This window comes from Flavobacterium sp. B114r, assembly GCF_056824125.1.
Genome location: NZ_CP124858.1, coordinates 4,022,652 through 4,043,134, shown reverse-complemented (window position 1 = coordinate 4,043,134; position 20,483 = coordinate 4,022,652). Strand labels below are relative to the sequence as shown.

Below are 20,483 nucleotides of genomic sequence, written 5' to 3'. Positions count from 1 at the left end.
AAGTGGTAGATGCATCACTTTCTTTACTGATTTTTAAATAGTATTTGAGTTTTTTCGAAGCGAATATAAGAAATATTTTTACTACAAAACAGTAACCTTTTTTAAGGTAAGTAGAAATCATTTGGGATCATTCTTTTTATTAAAATTCTTAATAAATTTCATATCTAATTAGTAAAAAGGTTGAAATTGCATTTGAAGTAAAACCAACAACAAAACCTATTTCAAATCTTGAATTTGCAGAGGATGAATCCTTGTTCTATTATTCTGACGCTGCTTTAATTTAAATTTAAGACAAAGGATGAAATGAAGTTTATTTGCGAACCTCTATTAAGGATGATGTTTATAATACATTTGTGAAACTAATTTAAAAAACGCCTTAAGAAACTAAGGAGTTTTATAGTATAACTTAAGCTATTTACAATATTTTTCTAATGTATCGCGACATCTTTGTCCGTCTATTAAATTATGCTCGTCAGCTTTTTTCAAGTCAAAACAAGCCCCGGTTTTATCTCCTAGTTTCAATTTAGCAAGTGCTCTGTTGTAATAAGCTTCTGCCGCCATATACTGGTGTATTTCTATTGCTTTTGTACAATCATCGATTGCACCTTGATAATTTTTTAAATAATATTTAGCCAAAGCTCTATCGGTATAGGCAGGCCAGGAAGTAGGATGCAGTTTTATATCTTTTGTAAAATCCTGTATAGCACCTTGATAATTCGCTAAATCAATTTTTACTAATCCTCTGCCATAATAAGAAGAAGAGTTTTCAGGATTAAGTTCGATCGCTTTAGAATAATCTTCTATAGCTTCACTATAATCTGCTACATAGGCTTTTTCACTTCCTCTTCTTCGATAAGCTTCCGCAAAAGTTTTGTCTAACGCTATTGCTTTTGAAAAGTCTGATATTGCTCCCTGATGATCTCCCAATTTACTTTTTTCTATTCCTCTATTATAATAATCACTTTCGTTCATACATGAAACATTGACAATTAAAATGAATAAAATGAGAGCCGACTTAAATTTCATTTGATAGTTATATTTGTTTTAAATAAACAAGCAAATTCTAATTGCTTAAGTTTTATTTTTTTTCTGTTATTTGATTGAACACTTTGTGATTTTTCAAAATTACAGCAATATTCTAAAGCTTTTATACGCTTACAAAATAAGAAAAAGAGCATTTTAAAGGAAACGAAAATACGATAAAAAATGGTAATTCGATTAAACTTTCCAATGTCTTAACATGTGTTTTATGTAGCGTATTTTCTTTTAAAATTTAGTTTTAATTTTTTACTATATTTGATTTAGATATTTTATCAAACCCAAATCTTAAAATGAAAAATAAACTAATAACTTTTTTATTCCTGTTTACTGTCATAAATATGTTTGCGCAAATGCCAACCATCTCAAAATCTAGTAAAACTAATTATTCAAATAATCAGATTTTAACGCTTGATGATATGGTTTTTAATACATCTGTAAATCCGCTTAAAAAAGTTCCATTAGATAAAAATTCGATCCTGGTTTATGATTACGACGGTTCTCTTTTTTCATTTAATATGGATTCTGAATCACTTAACTGGACTGTAAAAGCATCAGACTCTAATACTGAGATGTGCGCCAATCAAATAACATTGCAAGACGGAGTTTTGTACGTTCCTTTTATTAATGGTGAAATCTTCGCAATTGATAACCAGACCGGTAAACTTTTCTGGAAATCAAGGTTAGGCAATATTACAGATCAAATTATATTAAAAAATCAAGTTCCTGTTATAAATGATGGAAAACTATATATAACTACACAAAGTCCAAATAATAACATTTACGCTCTTGACATAAAAAACGGAAGTTTAATATGGAACTACAAGCTGGATTCTTCACAAAATGACATTCCGGTTCTCTTTTTTGATAACAAAGTTTTTGCCCAGACTGCGAAGAATCTCTATAGTTTTGAAGCAAATACAGGAAAACTCCTTAATCAAAAAACGTTTGAGGAAAATATGTCCGGAAAACCTGTAACAGATGGCGAAAATATATTTGTAGCAAATGATAAGAATACACTTTTTGCTTTAAGCCCTAATAAACTTGATGTTTTATGGCAATTTAAGTTAGATGAAAATCAATACAGCATCAAGGAACGTATCTTCTGTAAAGACAAAAAAATATATTTTGCAGCACAAGGAGCAGAGACCTCTTCGATATATGCTTTGGATTCAAAAACAGGAACTCAGATCTGGAAAACCGACTTTAAAGGTGATAATATCGTCTATATCATTGAAGAAAGCGACAACATTTGGGGATATACGCATAAAGCGAAACTTTTTCAAATAGATTTAGCAAATGGTGAAATTGCATTTGAAGTAAAACTAACAACGAAACCTATTTCAAATCTTGAATTTGCAGAGGATGAATCCTTGTTTTATTATTCTGACGCTGCTTTAATTCAATTTGAATTTAAGACAAAGGATGAAAATGAAGTTTATTTGCGAACCTCTATTAAGGATGATGTTTATAATGCATTTGTGAAACTAATTCGATAAGAAAAAAAAGCTGTCTAAACCTGACAGCTTTTTTTTTATAATTGTTTTTTACAAACTATTATAATGTATGTAAACATTGATTTATTATTATTATATAATATGGCAAAAATCGAACTGTAACAGATCGTTAATTGATCCTCTTTAAACTCCAATGTTTAACAATATAGTAATTCCAGATTCCTTCTTGTACTATTACTTCTAATGCAAAATCTTTCGGATTACGATTATAATTTTCGCGGTTCATTTCAGAAGTAATCGAAAAAACTTCGATTTTATCTTTAAAAGTAAAACTTATATCTGGATTTTTTTTAGTGTAAAATCCTTTAACATTGCAAATTACTATTTCAGTCGGATTTTTTTCTGCTTCCTTTTTATTTATATAATTCCAGACTATACCTGCGATTTGACCAAAACTTAAATACGAAACTAAAATCCCTTGTAACAAATAAAATCCAATCACATATATTTTAAGGTATACTTCTTTAAAGCTTTGGTATTTTCTAATTAAAAATTTTCTTCTATAAATTCCAAAAAATAGTATTCCGATAATTGTTGGCAACCAAAAAACATAAATTTGATACCTGGGATCGTGCCCAATAGTTTTATTTTCAATAAAAGTTAAATTTACTATACAAAAAATCATAGCAAATATTAAAAGGCGATAATGTAATCGTTCTGTTTTTTTCTCCTTGTTCTTTAAAGATGTTTTTTCTCTGCTTTTTTGTTTTCGTTTGTCTCTCAAAAAAAAAATGTATTTATTGTAAATAATAGCTATTACAAACTCGCTTTGATTCTTTCCGTAATTTCTTCAATCGTTCCAAGGCCATCAAAAGTAAGTACTTTCATTTTTGATTTCATATATTCAATTGCGGGTCTTGTGGATTCTTCAAAAATCTCAATTCTCTTTATATGAATTTGAGGGTCTTTGTCATCTTTGCGATCAGACGTTTCGGCTCTTTTTTTAGCTCTGACCAATAATTCAGATTTTGGAACATCGATATTTAGAACTTTTCCAATTTTCATATTTTTTGAATTCACCAGCCCAATTAAATCGTCTACCTGAGGTTTGGTTCTGGGATAACCGTCTAAAATTATTCCAGGTTTTGTTTTGTTTTCCTCCAATATCTTATCAAAAAGATCTTTTATTATAGCGTCAGGAACTAAATCTCCTTTTTCTTCGTATTCAGATATTATCTTTCCTATTTCGGTCTTATTATGTTTTTCTTCCCTGCATCTGTCTCCTGTAGAAATATGTTCAAAATCAAGAAGTTCTTTTAATACATTGCACTGCGTTCCTTTTCCTGAATAAGGCGGTCCGGTTATTATTAATATTTCCATTTATGTTGATTGTTTTATTTCCATCTATCTTGCAAATAATAATTACAAAACTTTCTCAAATGCCCAAGTTCATTAGTGTTGCATCTGGAAAAGTCTTATTTGCTTTCTATTTCCTGAATGGTTTTTATTCAAAGCGAATATAAGAAATATATACACTATAATTAGTTGATTTTTATTGAGAATAGCATCAAATAGACCAGAAGTTATCTTGTTTAAATCTTTTACAGATCGTATAAAAGACACGTCTTTTTAACAAAAATCAAAAGATCAGAAGTCTTAACTGATTTTTAACTTAGACGATGTGTAACAATTTAGTTAAAAGACTACTTATAGAATGGTTACAGATAAAAGCAACTTATAAAAATCAAAAAAATTATGAATGTATCAGAATGGCTCGTTTTTATTTTAATCCTGCAGCTTGTTCATGGATTATCTACATGGAAACTTTATTTAAAAGCGGGGAGAAGGCCTGTTGAATCCTTTATACCCATTTATAATTTAATCATTTTAATGAAAATCATAAATCGTCCGCGTTGGTGGGTTGTGTTGCTTTTTATTCCCATTATTAATCTTTTGGTAATTCCTGTCGTATGGATCGAAACCATTAGAAGTTTTGGTAAAAATTCAAGATTAGATACTGCGTTAGTCTTGCTGACATTAGGATTTTATATTACTTTTTTAAACTATACCAGTGACAAACTGACCTATATTGAGAATAGAGATTTAAAACCAGGTACTAAAACCGAAGATACTATAAGTTCTCTTTTATTTGCTATAATCGTGGCTACATTGGTGCATACTTATGTTGTACAGCCCTTTACGATTCCGTCTTCCTCAATGGAAAAAACATTGCTAATTGGTGATTTTTTGTTTGTAAGCAAAATTAATTTTGGAGCAAGAACTCCAATGACTTCAGTTGCATTGCCTATGGTACACGACTCAATCCCTCTAACGGGTGTAAAATCATATCTATTTAGTGATGATGCGACAAAAAAAGAAACGTCTTTATTAAACAAATTTCAATTGCCTTATTTTAGATTTCCTGCAATAGAAAAGATTAAACGTAATGAAATTGTAGTTTTTAATCAGCCTGCGGATACTTTGCGTGATATGGATAACTTTCATCCGGATAGAAATTATTACAAGCCAATTGATAAAAAAACAAATTTAGTAAAACGATGTGTCGGAATACCCGGCGATTCTTTAGAAATCCGTGAAGGAAACGTTTATATCAATGGCAAAATACCACAATTACCGGAAAGTGCAGAGACCCAATATAATTTTATTATAGATACTCAAGGAGCAACTATTAGTCAGGATGCTCTTGTGCACAGATATGGAGCCAGAGAAGGTATGAAGTACGAAAACGGAAATTTTGCACTTACAAATGAGGGACAGTATTATTTGACATTAACAGATAAGGAGGCCGCTGCATTAGCAAACAATCCAGTAGTAAAAGGTGTAAAAAAATATTTGGAACCAAAAGGAAAAGACGGAGGTGTATTTCCTAATATTCCTTCTTTAGGCTGGAATATAGATAATTTTGGACCTATTTATATTCCTAAAAAAGGAGCAACTATAAAATTAGATGTAAAAACACTTCCTTTTTATAAGCGAATTATCCAAGAATATGAACACAATGATTTAAAAGTTCATGGAAATGACATTGCAATAAACGGAAAAACCAGTACCACTTATACTTTTAAACAAGATTACTACTGGATGATGGGTGATAATCGCCAAAACTCATTAGACGCAAGATTTTGGGGGTATGTTCCTTTTGATCATGTTATAGGAAAACCAGTTTTTATCTGGTTTAGCTGGGACAAGGACGGAAGCGGTATAAACAAAGTAAGATGGAATCGAGTTTTTTCTGTAGTAAACGGAAAAGGAGAATCTAAATCTTATTTAATACATTTTCTAGTATTAATAGCACTTTACACAGTGGCCAATAAAATAATAAAGAAAAAGAAAAAAGAGTAATTTTTTAGAGAATGTTTGTCTAAAGCCTTTAAGAATGGTTTGTACGCAGATTTTTAAAGATCACAAAAAAGAGGCTGTCCGAAAAGTAATTTCGGGCAGTTTTTTTTTGTTTTACACATTGATTTTTCTTATATTTAAGTACTAAAATCAATGATTATGCAGCCAGTTTTTAAGCCTCATTCGGTTCACCAGCAAGATCTTTTTCCATTGAATTTAAATGATCTGATCCCAGAGAATCATTCTGCCCGATTAATAGACAGTGTTGTTGAACAGTTGGAAATTTCCGAGATTATATCACAGTTTAAAGGCGGTGGAAGATCCAGCTACCATCCTAAGATGTTATTGAAAATATTGTTTTACGGATATCTCAATAATACCTATTCCAGCCGAAAGCTGGCTAGAGCCGTGAAGGAGAATATATATTTTATGTGGCTCTCGGGAGGACTTCAGCCGGATTTTAGAACTATCAATGACTTTAGAGGAAAAAAATTAAAAGGGAATATCGAAAAACTTTTCAGCCAGGTCGTTCTGATGATGGTAGATTTAGAGCTCATTAGCCTGGAGAGACAATTTATTGATGGTACTAAAATAGAAGCCAACGCACATAAATACAGCTTTGTGTGGAAGAAAGCAGTTGAAAAACATAAAGACAGGCTTCAGGGAAAAATCGATGCTGTTCTGGCAGATATTGGTCAGGCTATCGAGTCAGACATTATGCATACTGATAACCAAACTGATACCAAGGTAGACAGTAAGAAATTAGAAGAAAAAATACACGAGATCAACCAAAGTGAAAAAAAGCAGAAGCTGAGTAAACAGCAGAACAAATCACTTCAAAAACTCGAGAAAGAACAGCTTGTAAAACTTAAAGAATATGAGAAACATCTCGAAATTCTGGGGGATAGAAACAGTTATTCGAAAACCGATACCGATGCTACTTTTATGCGCATGAAAGAAGATCATATGGGCAACGGACAATTAAAAGCGGGTTATAATATTCAGATTTCTACAGAAAATCAAATTATTACACATTACTCCACCCACCAGACTTCTACTGATTTTACCACATTAAAGACTCACTTAGAAGGATTCAAAAGCAACTACGGCAAACAATCTGCAAAAGTTATAGCCGATGCGGGCTATGGAAGTGAGGAAAATTATCAACTCCTTGAAGACAAAGAAATTGATTTTTTTGTTCCCTACAACATGTACCGTATCGAAGAGACCCGTAAGCATAAAAACAATTTATTCCACGCACAAAACCTGTTTCATAATAATGAGCAAGACTTTTTGGTTTGTCCAATGGGGCAGCAAATGCCTCGTATCTTTACTAAGAAATCAAAAACTACAACTGGTTTTGAACAGTATCATTCGGTATATGAGGCTTTAAATTGCGCAGGATGTCCTCTGCGGGGGCAATGCTTTAAAGCTAAGGGGAACAGACGGATAGAAATTAATCACAATCTTCAAAGACTGAAATTCAAGGCAAGAGAGAATTTAGAAAGTGAATTGGGCAGGGAAATTTATAGTAAAAGATGTATTGAACCAGAGCCGGTTTTTGGTAACATCAAGCAAAACAAAGGATTTAAAAGATTTACACTTACCAAAACAGCCAAAGTAAATACTGAATTTGGCCTGATTGCTATTGCTCACAACTTTTCTAAATGGATCGCTAAAATCCGTTTGGGCAATTTTAACCTCATTTTTGATCTCGTAGAAGCTTTAGAAAAGTTTATAGAAGACCATTTTAGCCCAAATTTACATTTTTCAAGAAACACTCTGTAAATTTACTAGTATAATAAAAGAAAGAGGTCGTCTTTTCAGACAACCTCTTTTATTTTCTGGGTAAAGTTTTATTTTAAAGCTACAATGTTTTTAATTGAAATTCCTGCAAAACAATCATCCATGCAACCGTTTTCTACATATCCGCATTTAGAAATTAAACCGTTGTTTTCTGATTCAAAATAAGTGTTTGCATTTTTCCTTTTAACCAGCCATTGTGTTTTAGCTTTTTCGTAAATTTCATCTAACGTTAAAGGACTTGCAGCAGCTGAAAGTTCATGACTATTTATTTCTTTCTCATTTTCTGTCCATGATAATTTATTTTCAGGAATATTTTCCGTTTTACCGGTGTATTTAAAATCTCGTTGAATTATTTTTCCGCTTGATATTGTTAGTGTTGTTTCCCAACCATATGCGGTAAATACAGATCCTCCGTACACAACATATTTATACGAATTATTTGAGGATTCTTTAAAATCAAGCCAGGCTTTTTGACTCTTTTCAAAATCATTCTGATGATCCATATTGTCATCGGATGAGCAGGAAAATAATAAAATGCCGACGAATAGGAGTGTTATAAAATAAATTTTGTTTTTCATAATTGTTGTGTTTTATGGTTTATTGGATAGTTTTTATTATTTCAGATAGCTTTGAATTTCATCAGGATCATTATCACTCGCTATCAAATGCAAGATAATGGGTGTTTTTCCTTTTTTATATAATAAAGCATTTGGAGTATAATTGTTTATTTTACTTTTTGTATCAATTAGTATTGTCTTATTATTTTCGATTTTAAATTCTAAATATCTCTTTTCATTATAAGAAGACTTTACACCTTTTTTCTTAAAAAACTCCCTCAATTCGTTTGAGTAATATGCCCAATCGTCCATTGCTGTAAAATAGGATTCAGCTTCAACAGAATTTTCATCATTAAAATGTTTAATTTCGGGATTAAATAGAATTAACTGAGTTGATTCTACAGTCCTGACATCTTGCGAATTTTTATTTTTTGGACTTGTAAAAGAAACTACTTGCTGCTTATTTGTTATTTCGTTTCCTTTCAAAATTAGCCAATCGGATTTAATTCTTCCAAAGTCTTCAAAAAAATTAAGAGTGTCCTTTTCTTCCATTAAATAATTGTCATAATCTTTGTATTTGCCATCCTCACGTGCAACTTTCAGCAATTCGTCTACAAAGTTACCATCTGTGTCAAATCTGGCCTGAGATCTCCTTTCTCCATTTTTCATGTATAAAACAGAACCGCCATTGGCAACAAATAAATGATTTATATTTTTTTTCTCACTATTAGCGCTTTCCTTTGCTAAATTAATTTTAGAAGTCGCAGATATTGTAGTTTTTTCTTTCTGATGCTCATTTTCCCTGCAAGATATTAGCAATAAAATATAAAAAATTGGAAGAATTATTTTTCTCATTGTTTTTTTTGATTTTTGATTCTGGAAATATTTACATAATCAGTTTCCTGTCATTACTAAACGAATATCATTAAATTATTACTGATTTCAATTTCACCAGAGAAACAAAAGAAGATACTATATTTTATTTTGAACCAACTTTTAGCATTTCAGAATAAATTTCATCCAAAAAATCCTGTTGTCTTTTATTGTTCTTAAAATAGCGTTGATAAAGCACACTACAGTCGTCAACATCAGAAATGTTTTCGGTATTAAAAGACCAATCTCCAATATTCTTGACTGTAATTCCTAAATCATTACTGCAACTTTGCCATAGCTGCGAAAATTTAGTTTTTTTATCGGCACTTAATTTTTCAAAATCCGCATAAACTGTAAATCCATGCATTTCTGAATTAAAAAATTTGTTGATCGAAGTTACAGGAACACCGCCCCAAATTATGGGTTGGCCAGTGGGAAACTCTATAGTAATTAGTTTTTCCTCGCTTAACATTTTATCTTGTTTTCCTTCTTTGAAGAATTGCTCTTCGTAAACTAGTTTTGTTCCCTTTGGGACCATTATCTTTTTTACTTCCAATGGTTCTGCAGTAATAAAATAAGGGTAATTTGGCGAAGAATTTCCGCCTGTAGGATTCATGTTTCCTACGCATCCTGTTAATAGGAGCAGGCCTAATATAGAGAAATAAGATTTGAAAAATTTCATAAGTGTCGAATTTTTTAAAGAGCCTGATTTGCTAATATACATAAACATTTTTATACAACTAATTAACGCTGAATATTTATGACTCAGTTTGATTATAAAAACTTCTTTTAATTTTATTAAAATAGTTTTAGGAAAAGATTCATAAAATCACAAAAAATGCCATTATTTCTAATAGCATTTTTTATGATTATAACTTTTTATTTTTGAACTCTTTTTAAATCTAAATCCTGAAAGTCAAAACTAAAATCAATATTTGGCGAAATACCTTTCATTTTGATAGTTTGAGCTTTTCCAGTTTCATCCAGTGAAAACATGGCAAAAGCATCACAATTCATGGCTTGATATTCCCATTTTATAGCAAATGTATTGGCATTATAAAAAGCCATTGGCCCGTTTAGTTTAGGTGAACGATATGATTTGAACCACAATTGTTTGTCTTTTTCAAACACTTCTATTTCTCCAAACCAATTGTCTGCATAAACTCCTATAAAATCTTCATTTTTTACTTTTTGTTTTTTGGATAATTGCACTTTTTCCCAAACTTTTTTAGTTACATCATCACTGGTGTTTTTACCTTCTTTCATCCATTCGACTACTTTATTTGTCCAGCCAAAATCTTCCAACCCTAAATAACTATCAGAAATCGTATTTGTAACTGCTGTAAAAAGTCCGGCTCCGCCACTTTCAGTATTGGTTAAAATTACAATACCTAAGTTTAAATCGGGGTACATGGTTACAATCGAAAGCATTCCGGGCAAACCTCCGGTATGTGATATTTTCAAACTTCCTTTCTCGTCAGATATTCCCCAACCTAACCCATAACCGCTAAAATGAGAATTGTATCTTGGATTCGGGTCAGCACCTAAAACCGTATGTATGCGCCACATCTCTTTGTGATTTTTTTCAGAAAACAACGTTGTTTTTAAATCTGGACCATACTGACCTTTATTCAAAGATACTATCATCCATTTTGACATATCTGCTGCATTAGAAAATATTCCACCTGCTGCGCTATTCATTTGCACATTAAAAGCATCAATTGTTTTTATCGTTCCTGAATCTGATGAATGTGGTGTTGCATAATTGCTTTTATCAGTAATCAAACTAGCACCAGCAAAACTATTTTTCATTTGCAACGGATCAATAATTCGTTTTTGTACAAATGCCTCATAACTCATACCGCTTACTCGTGCAATTACTTCACCTGCCACTACATACAGTAAATTGTCATAATCAAATTTAGTTCGAAATGGAGAAACCGGTTTAAAATACTGAAAGCTGGTTACAATATCCTTAACAGTATAGTTCGATCCATCAGGAAAAAACATTAGATCGCCAACACCTAATCCTAATCCGCTTCTGTGCGTTAATAAATCCTGGATATTAAAATTTTCAGTTACATAATCGTTATACATCTTGAATTCAGGAATATAACCTCTTACTTTATCTGTCCATTTCAATTTACCTTCATCCTCTAAAATGGAGAGCGCAGCAGCTGTGAATGCTTTACTATTTGACGCAATCTGAAAATTGGTATTTTCGTTTACAGGTGTATTAGTCGCTATAGAAGTAACACCATATCCTTTTTGGTGAATTACTTTTCCATCTTTAACAATAGCAATTGACGCACCCGCTACTTTAAACTTTTTCAAAGCATCCTCCATCAATGAATCAATTTTTGGAGATGTTAACTGAGCCAGCATTGTTGTAGAGGCTAAACAAATAAAAAGTAGGGAGGCTAAACGAATAGTTCCTTTTTTCATAGTGATGATAATTTTAAGGTTATGGTGTTTTAGTTAATTTTTTTGTCAAAAACGGCTGTATTACTCCTAAATCATAAGTAATTTATGTATTAAATTAACATTATATGGTGCGAATATAAGAATATCTTTATTCAAAATGAATCGATTAATTTTAATTAAAAACAGATTTATTAACTTTTTTTTTCTAAAATATTTACATTTCTTGTCCGTAATAATTCATAAAAATTATTTGTGAACGCATAAAAAAGCTCCATTATTTCTAATGGAGCTTTGTGTTTATTTTTTATATCAGTTTTACTATCACGGATAGATCATAAGGAATACAAACGCAAATAAATTGACTAAAAGTACGACTCCATAAACAATATTCGATTTTCCTTTACTTAATGACAGCATTACAGTAAATACAGATAATGCAAGCAGCACGATAGATTTAATGTCAAGTCCCAAAATAATAGGCATATCCATCATAATACAAACTACTGCAACACTAGGAATAGTTAACCCAATACTTGCCAATGCTGAACCTAAAGCTAAATTGATACTGGTTTGAAGCCTGTTTTTTCTTGCCGCTATAATAGCAGCGATAGCTTCAGGCAATAAAATTATCGCTGCAATTACAACCCCAACTAAAGTTTTTGGCAAATGATAGCTAACAATGATACTTTCTATAGTAGGAGAGAGGGTTTTAGCCAATAATACTACAATTCCCAAACTTATAATTAGAAAAATCAAGCTTGTATAAAAAGTCTTATTATTGATGGGTATTGGCTCAACTACGTCTTCATTTTCATCATCTCCAACAGTAAGAAAATATTGTCTGTACCTGCTGGTTTGTGCAAATAGAAAAGAGCCATAAATAACAAGACAGGCAATTGAAGCAAAAACAAGTTGCGGCAACGAATAGTAAGATCCCTTAACGCTTTCGGTAAAAGTAGGGAAGACCAGTGTAAATACTATGATCGAAACTAATGATACCAAACCAATGGTAACAGAAGAAACGGAAAAATTTTGTTCGTAATGTTTCAAACCTCCAATTAAAAGACACAATCCAATAATACCATTTAAAATAAGCATTGTAGCGGCATATACAGTATCTCTTGCCAATGAAGCTGCCTCAGAGCCTTCTGACAGCATTAAGGATACAATAATCGAAACTTCAATAACAGTTATCGATATGGCCAGAATAATGGTTCCATAAGGTTCTCCAACTCGTTCTGCTATTATTTCTGAATGGTGCACTGCTGACATAACACTAAGAATAAGCAATATACTTGCAACAACCTGAAAGAAACTGCTGTTATCTACTAATCCGCTAAAAAAAAGAATCCAGGCAAGTGCTGGAATAATAATTGTCCACTGAAGTAATTGTTTCATATATAAATATTTTTGCCGTTAGTTTTTATAATAAAAACCGGCATTTTTAATTTTCCGTAATATAGGCATTTTTACCAGAAATAGCAAGTAAACAGGGGCATGTTTAACGATATACTAACAGATTCATGCTTAAAAACAGCTAATTTCATTCTTTTTTTCAAAATGTTCTGAATGCACAATTCAAAAACTCGTCTGCAATAAAACACAAAAGACTTCGTTATTTCTAATATTATTTTTATGACTGAATTCTAAGCATTAAATAATTCTTATGATCATTGCCAATAAGATCAATACCTAAAAAAACAAGTGAGATAATGTTATCTTTAGCATCTGATACTTTCTTGTTTTTTAAAATTTGTCATCTTTTTTAAGTAAAGACCAACATATAACCATGAAAAAAAAATACTTTTTTTATATACTCCTCTTTATAAATGTTTTTACTGTATCAGCGCAAACTGACTCTAAAAATTATGATTCTCTTTTGCGTGAAATGACAGACTCTATTGTCAGTAATCACTATTCCGGAGTTCATAGTGTACTTATTTTAAGAGATAAACAATTGGTATACGAACTATACTTTAATGGCTATAAGCGAGATTCACTTCATGATTCGCGATCTTCTTTTAAATCGATTACAAGTTTACTGGTTGGAATAGCGATTGATAAAGGATTTATAAAGAATGTAAACCAGAAAGTTTATGAATTTTTTCCTGAATATCCAGCTCTGAAAACAGATGAATTAAAAAAACATCTTACCATAAAAAATCTACTTGAAATGAAATCAGGTTTTGATTGCGAAGAGTTTAACGATACGAAAGATTGCGAAGAAGAAATGAGTTCAAGCAAAAACTGGGTCGAATATTCACTCAATCTCCCAATGAAAGATAAGCCTGGCGAAGTATGGTCATATACATCAGTAGATCCGGTAATCCTGAGCGGAGTAATACGCAAAGCGACAAATATGTCTATTTTGGATTTTGCAAAAAAATACCTATTTGATCCGCTGGGAATCTCAGCTTATAAATGGACAATAGATCCAAGCGGAAATGGTATGACGGGAGGATCCTTCTATATCAGGCCAGTAGACATGCTTAAAATAGGACAACTTGTAAAGGATAAAGGCGTTTGGGAACGTAAACAAATCATTTCAAAAAAATGGATTGCACAATCTACTCTTTGTGATATTGCAATTCCTGATTTTTCATTTATGAAATCCAGCAGAACTAAAATTGGATTTCCACAACCTGCTTTTTATGGTTTTTATTGGTATCGAGAGACTATAAAGACAAAGGATCTGGAGCAAAATTTGCTTTTTGCATCCGGCAATGGCGGGCAATATATTTTTATAATAGAAAGTTTAAATTTAACTGTTGTTTTTACTCAGGGTAATTACGGATCTTTCAAAGCCAAACAAGCGTTCGAAATTATGGCAAAGTATATTTTACCGGACTTTAAAAATTGAGACGTTTGTAGTTTTCAACACATCAGGGAGAACTTTTTATACCAGAAGCTATAAGGTTTTATCCGGTTAGTCTGTTATAGCTATTCTAAACAGGCTCATTATTTGAGCTCTTAGTAAGTTTTACCAACCTCACTATTTGATAAACGGCATGATTCTTTAAGGATAACGAACGTGCTATTTCCGGATAGCCTGCATATGCGCCTCGCATAAATACCCAAATTCCAGTTCTTTAATTATCGTAACGTGTTCTGAAATTATGTTGTACATCTCAGCATTTGTATGAAACAATTCAACGTATACTAAATACAAACCTTCAGAATAATCTAAAGGAGAAGCAATATTTTTCAGTAATTGTTCATAATCATTATTTTCCATCTTGTTTGAATGTTTATTACGTTACTAAATTAACTTCCAAAATGCTACTATTTAATGGTTTTATTTCTTTGAAGAACAAATTCAAAATCAGCTATTTGTGTTTTAAAAGTTTCATTTTCAAATTCATAAATGGGCATTTTGTAAATAAGCTTATTAGATTCAAAATTATAATGATAGAAGAAACCATCTTTAATCTCAACATTTGATTCGTAGACATCGATTAAAAACACATTTCTTGTGTTATAATCCATCACTTTTGTCGAACATATAAATTTATACATTCCAGAATGAAACTTCTCAATTTTCAATTCTATTTTTGATCCCAAAGGCGTCCAATCGGTCATATTATAATTGATTCGCAACGCCCCTGATTCTTTTATCGAAGTCCAGTTTCCTTCTAATTCTTCTGGATTCAAGATACTTAGCTCATAAAAAGTTCCACATTTCAAACCATTTAAAATTGTATTATAAATGTCCGTTTCGTTTATTCTGTTATCTAGCTGTTTGTAAATAATTTTTCCAATTTTCTTTAAATCGCCGTTTAGAAATAACTTTGATTTTAAAACATTATTTTCATCCTTTGGGATCGATCTAAACCTATTAGAATAAATCGATTCGAAAATTTTTATAAGAGATTCTTTATTTTCGTCATTTAGAACAATATTTAAGTCTAATTTTTTAAAACTGGCAAATTCTATATTTTGATTAAATTCGTTTAATAGAATATTGTATTCTTTTGGTAATAAGACTTCAAGATCACTGTTGTTTAGTAAATCAAACAGAACTACAAAAACAAAATTCGTATCATCAGTAAATGTCTGATCAAATATTTTTAAACTATTCATTAATTTTTATTTGCGAGATTTATTTGGCGTCATACTACCAGCAATATTTTGCGTGTATTTTATTTTTAGAGTAATCAAGATTTAGTATTTACAATTCCTTCGTCAGTCTATCCATTTCCTTAAGCAAAGTTGGCATTCTAAATTCTCCTGCCATACTTTCTACTTTCTCAAATGCATCATCCAGATCAATACCAATAGCAGTTACAAACAATGGTTTTTTGCTGTCGCCTCTCAATAAAATTCTTTTATTTTTTTCGATAGATGCAAAATTGGTTTTTGCAACGCCAATGATTGGAATTTCTTTATTGAGTTTTTCATATAAATAACCTCCTAAACCATATTTCATTTCATCATCCAGATAAACAAATCCGTCGACGATAATGAAATCAATATCTTTTAAATCAAACTGATTCAGCAAACTAATAATGCAAGGCAATTCTCTTCTGTAAAATTCTCCGGGAATATATTCCTCAACATTCCCGATAATTTCGGTATGAACTTTAAAGTTTTCACTTTGATTCCATTCTGTAAATTCAAGGCAAACCGTTTTTGCTTTTCCATCAAAGTAATACGTGTCAAAGGCTAGTATTATTATTTATTTTTAAAATTGTTTAATTTATATGATGTAATTTGATTTATTCTTTGTCTCTAATATAATTTGCCAAATAAAGATCACTAGTATTGAAAGTTCCGGTTTTAGCTTCTTGCTCTGTGGTATTCATTAGTGTATTTCTGATTTAGTTTTCCCGAAAGCGAATATAAACCTATTTCTACAACAGTATAAATTCTTTTTTGATAACGTACTTTCTTTTATTCTCTTTTATTCTTTATAAACATTAATTATTTAATCCTTTTCCTTCCAAAATTAGACCTATAACTTTCTCTATTCTTGATTCTCTGGTTTTAGATTGTTTTGGAGACGAAAAATGAAGTAAATAAGCTCTTTGTCTACCAGGAGATAAAGCTTTGAATGCAGTATGTAATTTTGGATTTTCGTCCAGTTTCTTTTGAAATTCTTCTGTAATCTTAAATTCTTCCGTTTTCTTTAATACTACTTTAAGACCTGCTTTTTCAATTTCTACAGCTTCGTAAATGTAGTTTTTTAAGATTTTTTTCTGATCAACAATTTCATTAAGGTCCGTAAATCTAATTTGTCGTGCAGCCTGAACATTTTTAGATTGCTGAATCAGAATTCCATCCGTATCACTAAGTAAAGCTCCTTTAAAAAACAAAAGTGCACAATAGTCCTTAAAAGCGTGTATTAAAACAATATTACTATTTTGAAAAGTATAGCAGGGAACCCCCCATTTTAGCTCTTCTGTTAGTTGGCAATCCAATACAATTTGCCTTAATTCCGCTTGTTCTTTTTGCCATTTTTGGGCTTTATCAAAATAAAAATCAACCTTAGGATTCATAATCTTATTTGTTCCGGATTAAACTCTTAGCGCCCCACGAAACCCTCTTGCGGCATAATACGATTCAGCTCCGTTATGATATACAAAAACAGTATCATAACGAAAATCACAAAATAAAGCACCACCTAGTTTTCTGATATCAGATGGTGTTTCAATCCAACTTGATGTTTTACTATCAAATTTACCTAATTTCTGAAGCTCCCTATATTGTTGCTCATTCAAAATTTCAATTCCCATTTCGGCAGCCCTATTAAGAGCGCTGTCTGCAGGTTTGTTTTCTTTTCTTTTCTCTAGTGCTTCATGATCATAACACAAACTTCTGCGTCCTTTGGGACTTTCTGCTGAACAATCACAAAAAATATATTCATCTGTTTTCTTGTCATAGCCTGTTACGTCCGGTTCCCCTTCAGTTCTTTCCATTTCATCCAGTGACCATATTTTATCAGGATTTGCCATTAGTTTTGCTCGTACTTTATTCCATTCAATGCCTTTATGACGTTGCCTATTTTTTTCAAAGCGAACTTCTAAAACACGAAGTAATTCTTCTTGTTGCTCAGGTGACAACTTGGTTTTATGGTTATTCATGATTTTTTATAATTTTAGGACATGGCAAACGTAACAAAATTTAATCTAATCCTGCAAATTGAAAAGGTGTCGTCACTTTAAAATTCATCGAAGATTCTCCGGAATAATTCTCATTATTTGCCAAACTAAGTTTTCTTATTTTACCTTTTTCACTAAAATCAAGTTTACCAAATTCAACCCAAACTACGTTAGGATTTACAACATTATCAAAATAATAAATTAGATTTTTTTGATCAGCTACAGTTCGCCAGCGTGTAGAGGAAATATTAGGTTCGGCTACAGACGAAATACCTAATGGCACGGAACAATTTCTAATAACGCCAAAAACACTGGCAATTGCTGTTCTTGTATTGTCTGTTTTAGGAATTGCATCAATATAATAGGACGCTCTTACAAAACGATCAGCAGCTCTGTTAGTTCCCGGCAGCATAATAGTTCCCGGAATTCCTTTCCAATAACTATTTATTGACAATTGCTCATCAAAAGTAGGAGAGTTAGTCATGGCAACAAATTTTCTGTCATGATGAATAACTAATTTACCATTGATATATTCAAAAATAGCATTATCGCCAGTATTATCCGAAACAGATAAATGTACCGTTGCAAAAATAGCTGTACCCGGAATATGAGAAGAAACCACTAAAAAATCATTTTTCTCTAATGCATTTACAACTTCAGCAACTGTTGCAAAATTATCAAGTACATATTGCAGCCAAAGCGAAACTGCCAATCCTTTTTGATTTCCATTCTTTTCGAATTTAGGATAATTAGATTCCGCCAGCCATAAAAGATTACCAACCAAACCTTTCTCATTCATTCCGTCAGAAGAAGCGATATCCCAGGAACTGGTAATAACACTTCCGAATTTAGATTTCCATTTTACCGAATTATTCCCAGCTTCTCCATTTCGGTCAATTCCTCTTGGAAAAACCCATAAATTAGCAGGTATTTCGGTTTTCCAGTCCATAGATCGGGCGGTAATAATGGTTCCGTTCGGACCTTCGTAGACAACTCTGGTACATGCAATTGCTTTTTCGCTAAAAATAGCAATGCTAAGAAAAGCGGAAAGGGTCAAAATTTTGATTTTTGTTTTCATAGGATATATATTTAGTTTATGGTATTTGAAGTATCCTTAACTACGGTATAAATTCTAAAATCTTGTTCCTGCGCTATGTATCACTTTCCATTTTAACAAGGTGTTACTAATATAGTAATAATATCAATAGTAAACTGATTCCCCTTTAGTACTACAGCTACATTTTACCTTCATTTTATACTTTATTCCAACAAGATATTTTTCTTAATATTAATTTGCTCCAGAAAAGACTCATCGTGCGAAACTACAATTAATGTTCCCTGATATTCATTAATCGCTGCTGTTAAAATCTCAACATTCTGAAGATCCAGGTTGTTCGTTGGTTCGTCTACTATAATCATATCCGGAGATTGATTATTTATTGTTAAACAGCAAAGCATCAAACGCATTTTTTCTCCGCCGCTTAAAGCATTGCAAGGTTTATCCCAGTATTCCTTATGGAATAAAAACCGATTGAGTCTCATTTTTATTTCATGCTCTTCAAGACCAGAAATATTAAATGCCTGAGCTTGTTCATAAACGTTAAGAGCATTGCTTATCAACGAATAATCCTGATCGATATAAACAACAGATTGATTTTCTGCAATATAAACAGTCCCGTTTTTTGGCTTTGTTTTGCCGAGTATTATTTTGATTAAAGTTGTTTTTCCGGATCCATTTGAACCCTGAATAGCGATTCTTTCTCCGCTAATTATTTCGATATTTAAATCTTTTTTCCAGAGAAACTGATCTTCGTAAGTATGGTTAATCGCATTTGCCGTAAAGAGTATTTTTCCTTTATGCAAAGCCGAATGATCAAAACCAAATTTCATCTGATCAATATCCGGCAATGACGAGCGCAACTCACGTAATTCTTTCGAAATACCATCTACTTTCTCTATGTGAACACTTTTGAGTTTAGACGAACTGTTTTCAGCATTGTTACGCAGCGTATTCATCATAATACGGGCAACACCGGACTTTTCCTGTTTCTTTTTTCCCCGTGCATCTAACTTTTGCTGTCTTTCAACCGTTTCACGTTCTTTCTCTTTCGCTTTTCGCAAGGCCTTTTCCTTACTCTGCAGATCTTGGTTTAATGCATTGTTTTCGAGCTGTTTTTGTTCAGCATAAAAATCATAATTGCCACCATACGTTGTGATACCACGTTTACTCATTTCGCAAACTGTATTTAAAAGATGAAGCAATTTTCGGTCATGACTCACCACAATTAAACTGCAATTGGCTGTAACAATAAAGTTGTAAAGCAATTCTCTTGCCGCTTTGTCCAGGTGATTACTGGGTTCGTCTAATAAAACAAGCTCAGGTTCATGAATCGAAATTCCAGCCAGAAAAACCTTTGTCTTTTGGCCTCCGCTTAAGGTTTCAATTTTTTGTGTTAAATCCAAACCGTTTAATTGCCAATATTTCAGTGCGTTATTACAACGTTCCTCAATCGTCCAGTCCTCGTTGAGCACAGTAAGATTTTCTTCTGTAACATTCCCTTTCAGTATTGCTGCAAGGGCATTGAGCTTATGATTGACGCATAATGCTTCGCCAATGGTAAAATGATTGTATTGCCCAAAAATCTGAGGAATGTAATAAGGTTCAGAACTAGCTCTTAGCTCTCCGTTTGAAGGCGGTAATTCTCCTGCAATAATTTTTAGCAACGTAGATTTTCCAACGCCGTTATGACCAATTAGTGCGATTTTTTCGTGATTGTTTACTGTAAAACTAATGTTATCAAACAATAGATCACTGTTCTCGTGTTTATATGAAATGTTTTGTAGAATAAGCATAATTTCTTTCTCTAAAG

At 31.9% G+C, this 20,483-nt stretch carries 19 protein-coding genes; 4 read left to right on the top strand and 15 right to left on the bottom strand.

Going from position 1 to position 20,483, the window contains the following annotated elements; all coding sequences use genetic code 11:
• Nucleotides 1–411 precede the first annotated feature (411 nt).
• Nucleotides 412–1,026, bottom strand: a complete 615-nt coding sequence (locus tag QLQ94_RS17135; RefSeq protein WP_271334833.1) for a tetratricopeptide repeat protein — start codon at nucleotides 1,024–1,026, stop codon at nucleotides 412–414.
• A 305-nt stretch (nucleotides 1,027–1,331) separates the two neighbouring features.
• Between QLQ94_RS17135 and QLQ94_RS17130 the strand changes: the two genes are divergently transcribed.
• Entirely contained in the window at nucleotides 1,332–2,537 is a 1,206-nt protein-coding gene (locus QLQ94_RS17130) for a PQQ-binding-like beta-propeller repeat protein (RefSeq protein ID WP_271334834.1), read from the top strand.
• A 127-nt stretch (nucleotides 2,538–2,664) separates the two neighbouring features.
• On the opposite strand, the gene QLQ94_RS17125 is transcribed toward QLQ94_RS17130, so the two are convergent.
• Together QLQ94_RS17125 and QLQ94_RS17120 are read right to left on the bottom strand one after the other, a co-directional pair.
• Nucleotides 2,665–3,180, bottom strand: a complete 516-nt coding sequence (locus QLQ94_RS17125; protein ID WP_271334835.1) for a hypothetical protein — start codon at nucleotides 3,178–3,180, stop codon at nucleotides 2,665–2,667.
• A gap of 131 nt (nucleotides 3,181–3,311) precedes the next feature.
• Nucleotides 3,312–3,875: an adenylate kinase family protein gene (locus QLQ94_RS17120; RefSeq protein WP_271334836.1), complete on the bottom strand. Its 564-nt coding sequence runs from the start codon at nucleotides 3,873–3,875 to the stop codon at nucleotides 3,312–3,314.
• A 375-nt stretch (nucleotides 3,876–4,250) separates the two neighbouring features.
• Between QLQ94_RS17120 and lepB the strand changes: the two genes are divergently transcribed.
• Together lepB and QLQ94_RS17110 are read left to right on the top strand one after the other, a co-directional pair.
• Nucleotides 4,251–5,858 (top strand): signal peptidase I, encoded by a 1,608-nt coding sequence (gene lepB, locus QLQ94_RS17115; RefSeq protein ID WP_271334837.1) that lies wholly within the window; start codon nucleotides 4,251–4,253, stop codon nucleotides 5,856–5,858.
• A gap of 150 nt (nucleotides 5,859–6,008) precedes the next feature.
• Nucleotides 6,009–7,643, top strand: a complete 1,635-nt coding sequence (locus QLQ94_RS17110; protein ID WP_072959494.1) for an IS1182 family transposase — start codon at nucleotides 6,009–6,011, stop codon at nucleotides 7,641–7,643.
• A gap of 68 nt (nucleotides 7,644–7,711) precedes the next feature.
• Here QLQ94_RS17110 and QLQ94_RS17105 read toward each other — a convergent pair whose 3' ends face one another.
• From QLQ94_RS17105 to QLQ94_RS17085, 5 genes are all read right to left on the bottom strand, one after another.
• The gene (locus QLQ94_RS17105) at nucleotides 7,712–8,239 is read right to left on the bottom strand and encodes a hypothetical protein (RefSeq protein WP_271334838.1); all 528 of its coding nucleotides are present in this window, start codon (nucleotides 8,237–8,239) and stop codon (nucleotides 7,712–7,714) included.
• Between the two features lie 36 nt (nucleotides 8,240–8,275).
• The gene (locus QLQ94_RS17100; protein WP_271334839.1) at nucleotides 8,276–9,073 is read right to left on the bottom strand and encodes a hypothetical protein; all 798 of its coding nucleotides are present in this window, start codon (nucleotides 9,071–9,073) and stop codon (nucleotides 8,276–8,278) included.
• Nucleotides 9,074–9,197: 124 nt separating this feature from the next.
• On the bottom strand, nucleotides 9,198–9,773 hold the full coding sequence (locus tag QLQ94_RS17095; protein WP_271334840.1) for a hypothetical protein: 576 nt from the start codon (nucleotides 9,771–9,773) through the stop codon (nucleotides 9,198–9,200).
• A 197-nt stretch (nucleotides 9,774–9,970) separates the two neighbouring features.
• Nucleotides 9,971–11,536: a serine hydrolase gene (locus QLQ94_RS17090; RefSeq protein WP_482497928.1), complete on the bottom strand. Its 1,566-nt coding sequence runs from the start codon at nucleotides 11,534–11,536 to the stop codon at nucleotides 9,971–9,973.
• A gap of 300 nt (nucleotides 11,537–11,836) precedes the next feature.
• The gene (locus QLQ94_RS17085; RefSeq protein ID WP_427401300.1) at nucleotides 11,837–12,913 is read right to left on the bottom strand and encodes a calcium:cation antiporter; all 1,077 of its coding nucleotides are present in this window, start codon (nucleotides 12,911–12,913) and stop codon (nucleotides 11,837–11,839) included.
• Between the two features lie 391 nt (nucleotides 12,914–13,304).
• On the opposite strand from QLQ94_RS17085, the gene QLQ94_RS17080 reads away from it, so the two are divergent.
• On the top strand, nucleotides 13,305–14,375 hold the full coding sequence (locus QLQ94_RS17080) for a serine hydrolase domain-containing protein (RefSeq protein WP_271334844.1): 1,071 nt from the start codon (nucleotides 13,305–13,307) through the stop codon (nucleotides 14,373–14,375).
• A gap of 174 nt (nucleotides 14,376–14,549) precedes the next feature.
• Here the strand turns inward: QLQ94_RS17080 and QLQ94_RS17075 are convergent, their stop codons facing one another.
• The 7 genes from QLQ94_RS17075 to abc-f form a co-directional block, all read right to left on the bottom strand.
• A complete protein-coding gene (locus QLQ94_RS17075; protein WP_482497926.1) occupies nucleotides 14,550–14,750 on the bottom strand; it encodes a hypothetical protein in 201 nt (66 codons plus the stop codon).
• Between the two features lie 47 nt (nucleotides 14,751–14,797).
• A complete protein-coding gene (locus tag QLQ94_RS17070) occupies nucleotides 14,798–15,595 on the bottom strand; it encodes a hypothetical protein (RefSeq protein WP_482497924.1) in 798 nt (265 codons plus the stop codon).
• Between the two features lie 88 nt (nucleotides 15,596–15,683).
• A complete protein-coding gene (locus QLQ94_RS17065; RefSeq protein WP_482499988.1) occupies nucleotides 15,684–16,184 on the bottom strand; it encodes an endonuclease V in 501 nt (166 codons plus the stop codon).
• A 247-nt stretch (nucleotides 16,185–16,431) separates the two neighbouring features.
• Nucleotides 16,432–17,010: a YdeI/OmpD-associated family protein gene (locus QLQ94_RS17060; RefSeq protein ID WP_271334847.1), complete on the bottom strand. Its 579-nt coding sequence runs from the start codon at nucleotides 17,008–17,010 to the stop codon at nucleotides 16,432–16,434.
• Between the two features lie 18 nt (nucleotides 17,011–17,028).
• Nucleotides 17,029–17,595 carry a DUF4256 domain-containing protein gene (locus tag QLQ94_RS17055; protein ID WP_271334848.1) on the bottom strand — a complete coding sequence of 189 codons (567 nt, stop codon included), beginning with the start codon at nucleotides 17,593–17,595 and terminating at the stop codon, nucleotides 17,029–17,031.
• Nucleotides 17,596–17,635: 40 nt separating this feature from the next.
• Complete coding sequence (locus tag QLQ94_RS17050; RefSeq protein WP_271334849.1) at nucleotides 17,636–18,691, bottom strand: linear amide C-N hydrolase; 1,056 nt, start codon at nucleotides 18,689–18,691, stop codon at nucleotides 17,636–17,638.
• A 182-nt stretch (nucleotides 18,692–18,873) separates the two neighbouring features.
• Nucleotides 18,874–20,466: a ribosomal protection-like ABC-F family protein gene (gene abc-f, locus QLQ94_RS17045; RefSeq protein ID WP_271334850.1), complete on the bottom strand. Its 1,593-nt coding sequence runs from the start codon at nucleotides 20,464–20,466 to the stop codon at nucleotides 18,874–18,876.
• Between the last annotated feature and the right edge of the window lie 17 nt (nucleotides 20,467–20,483).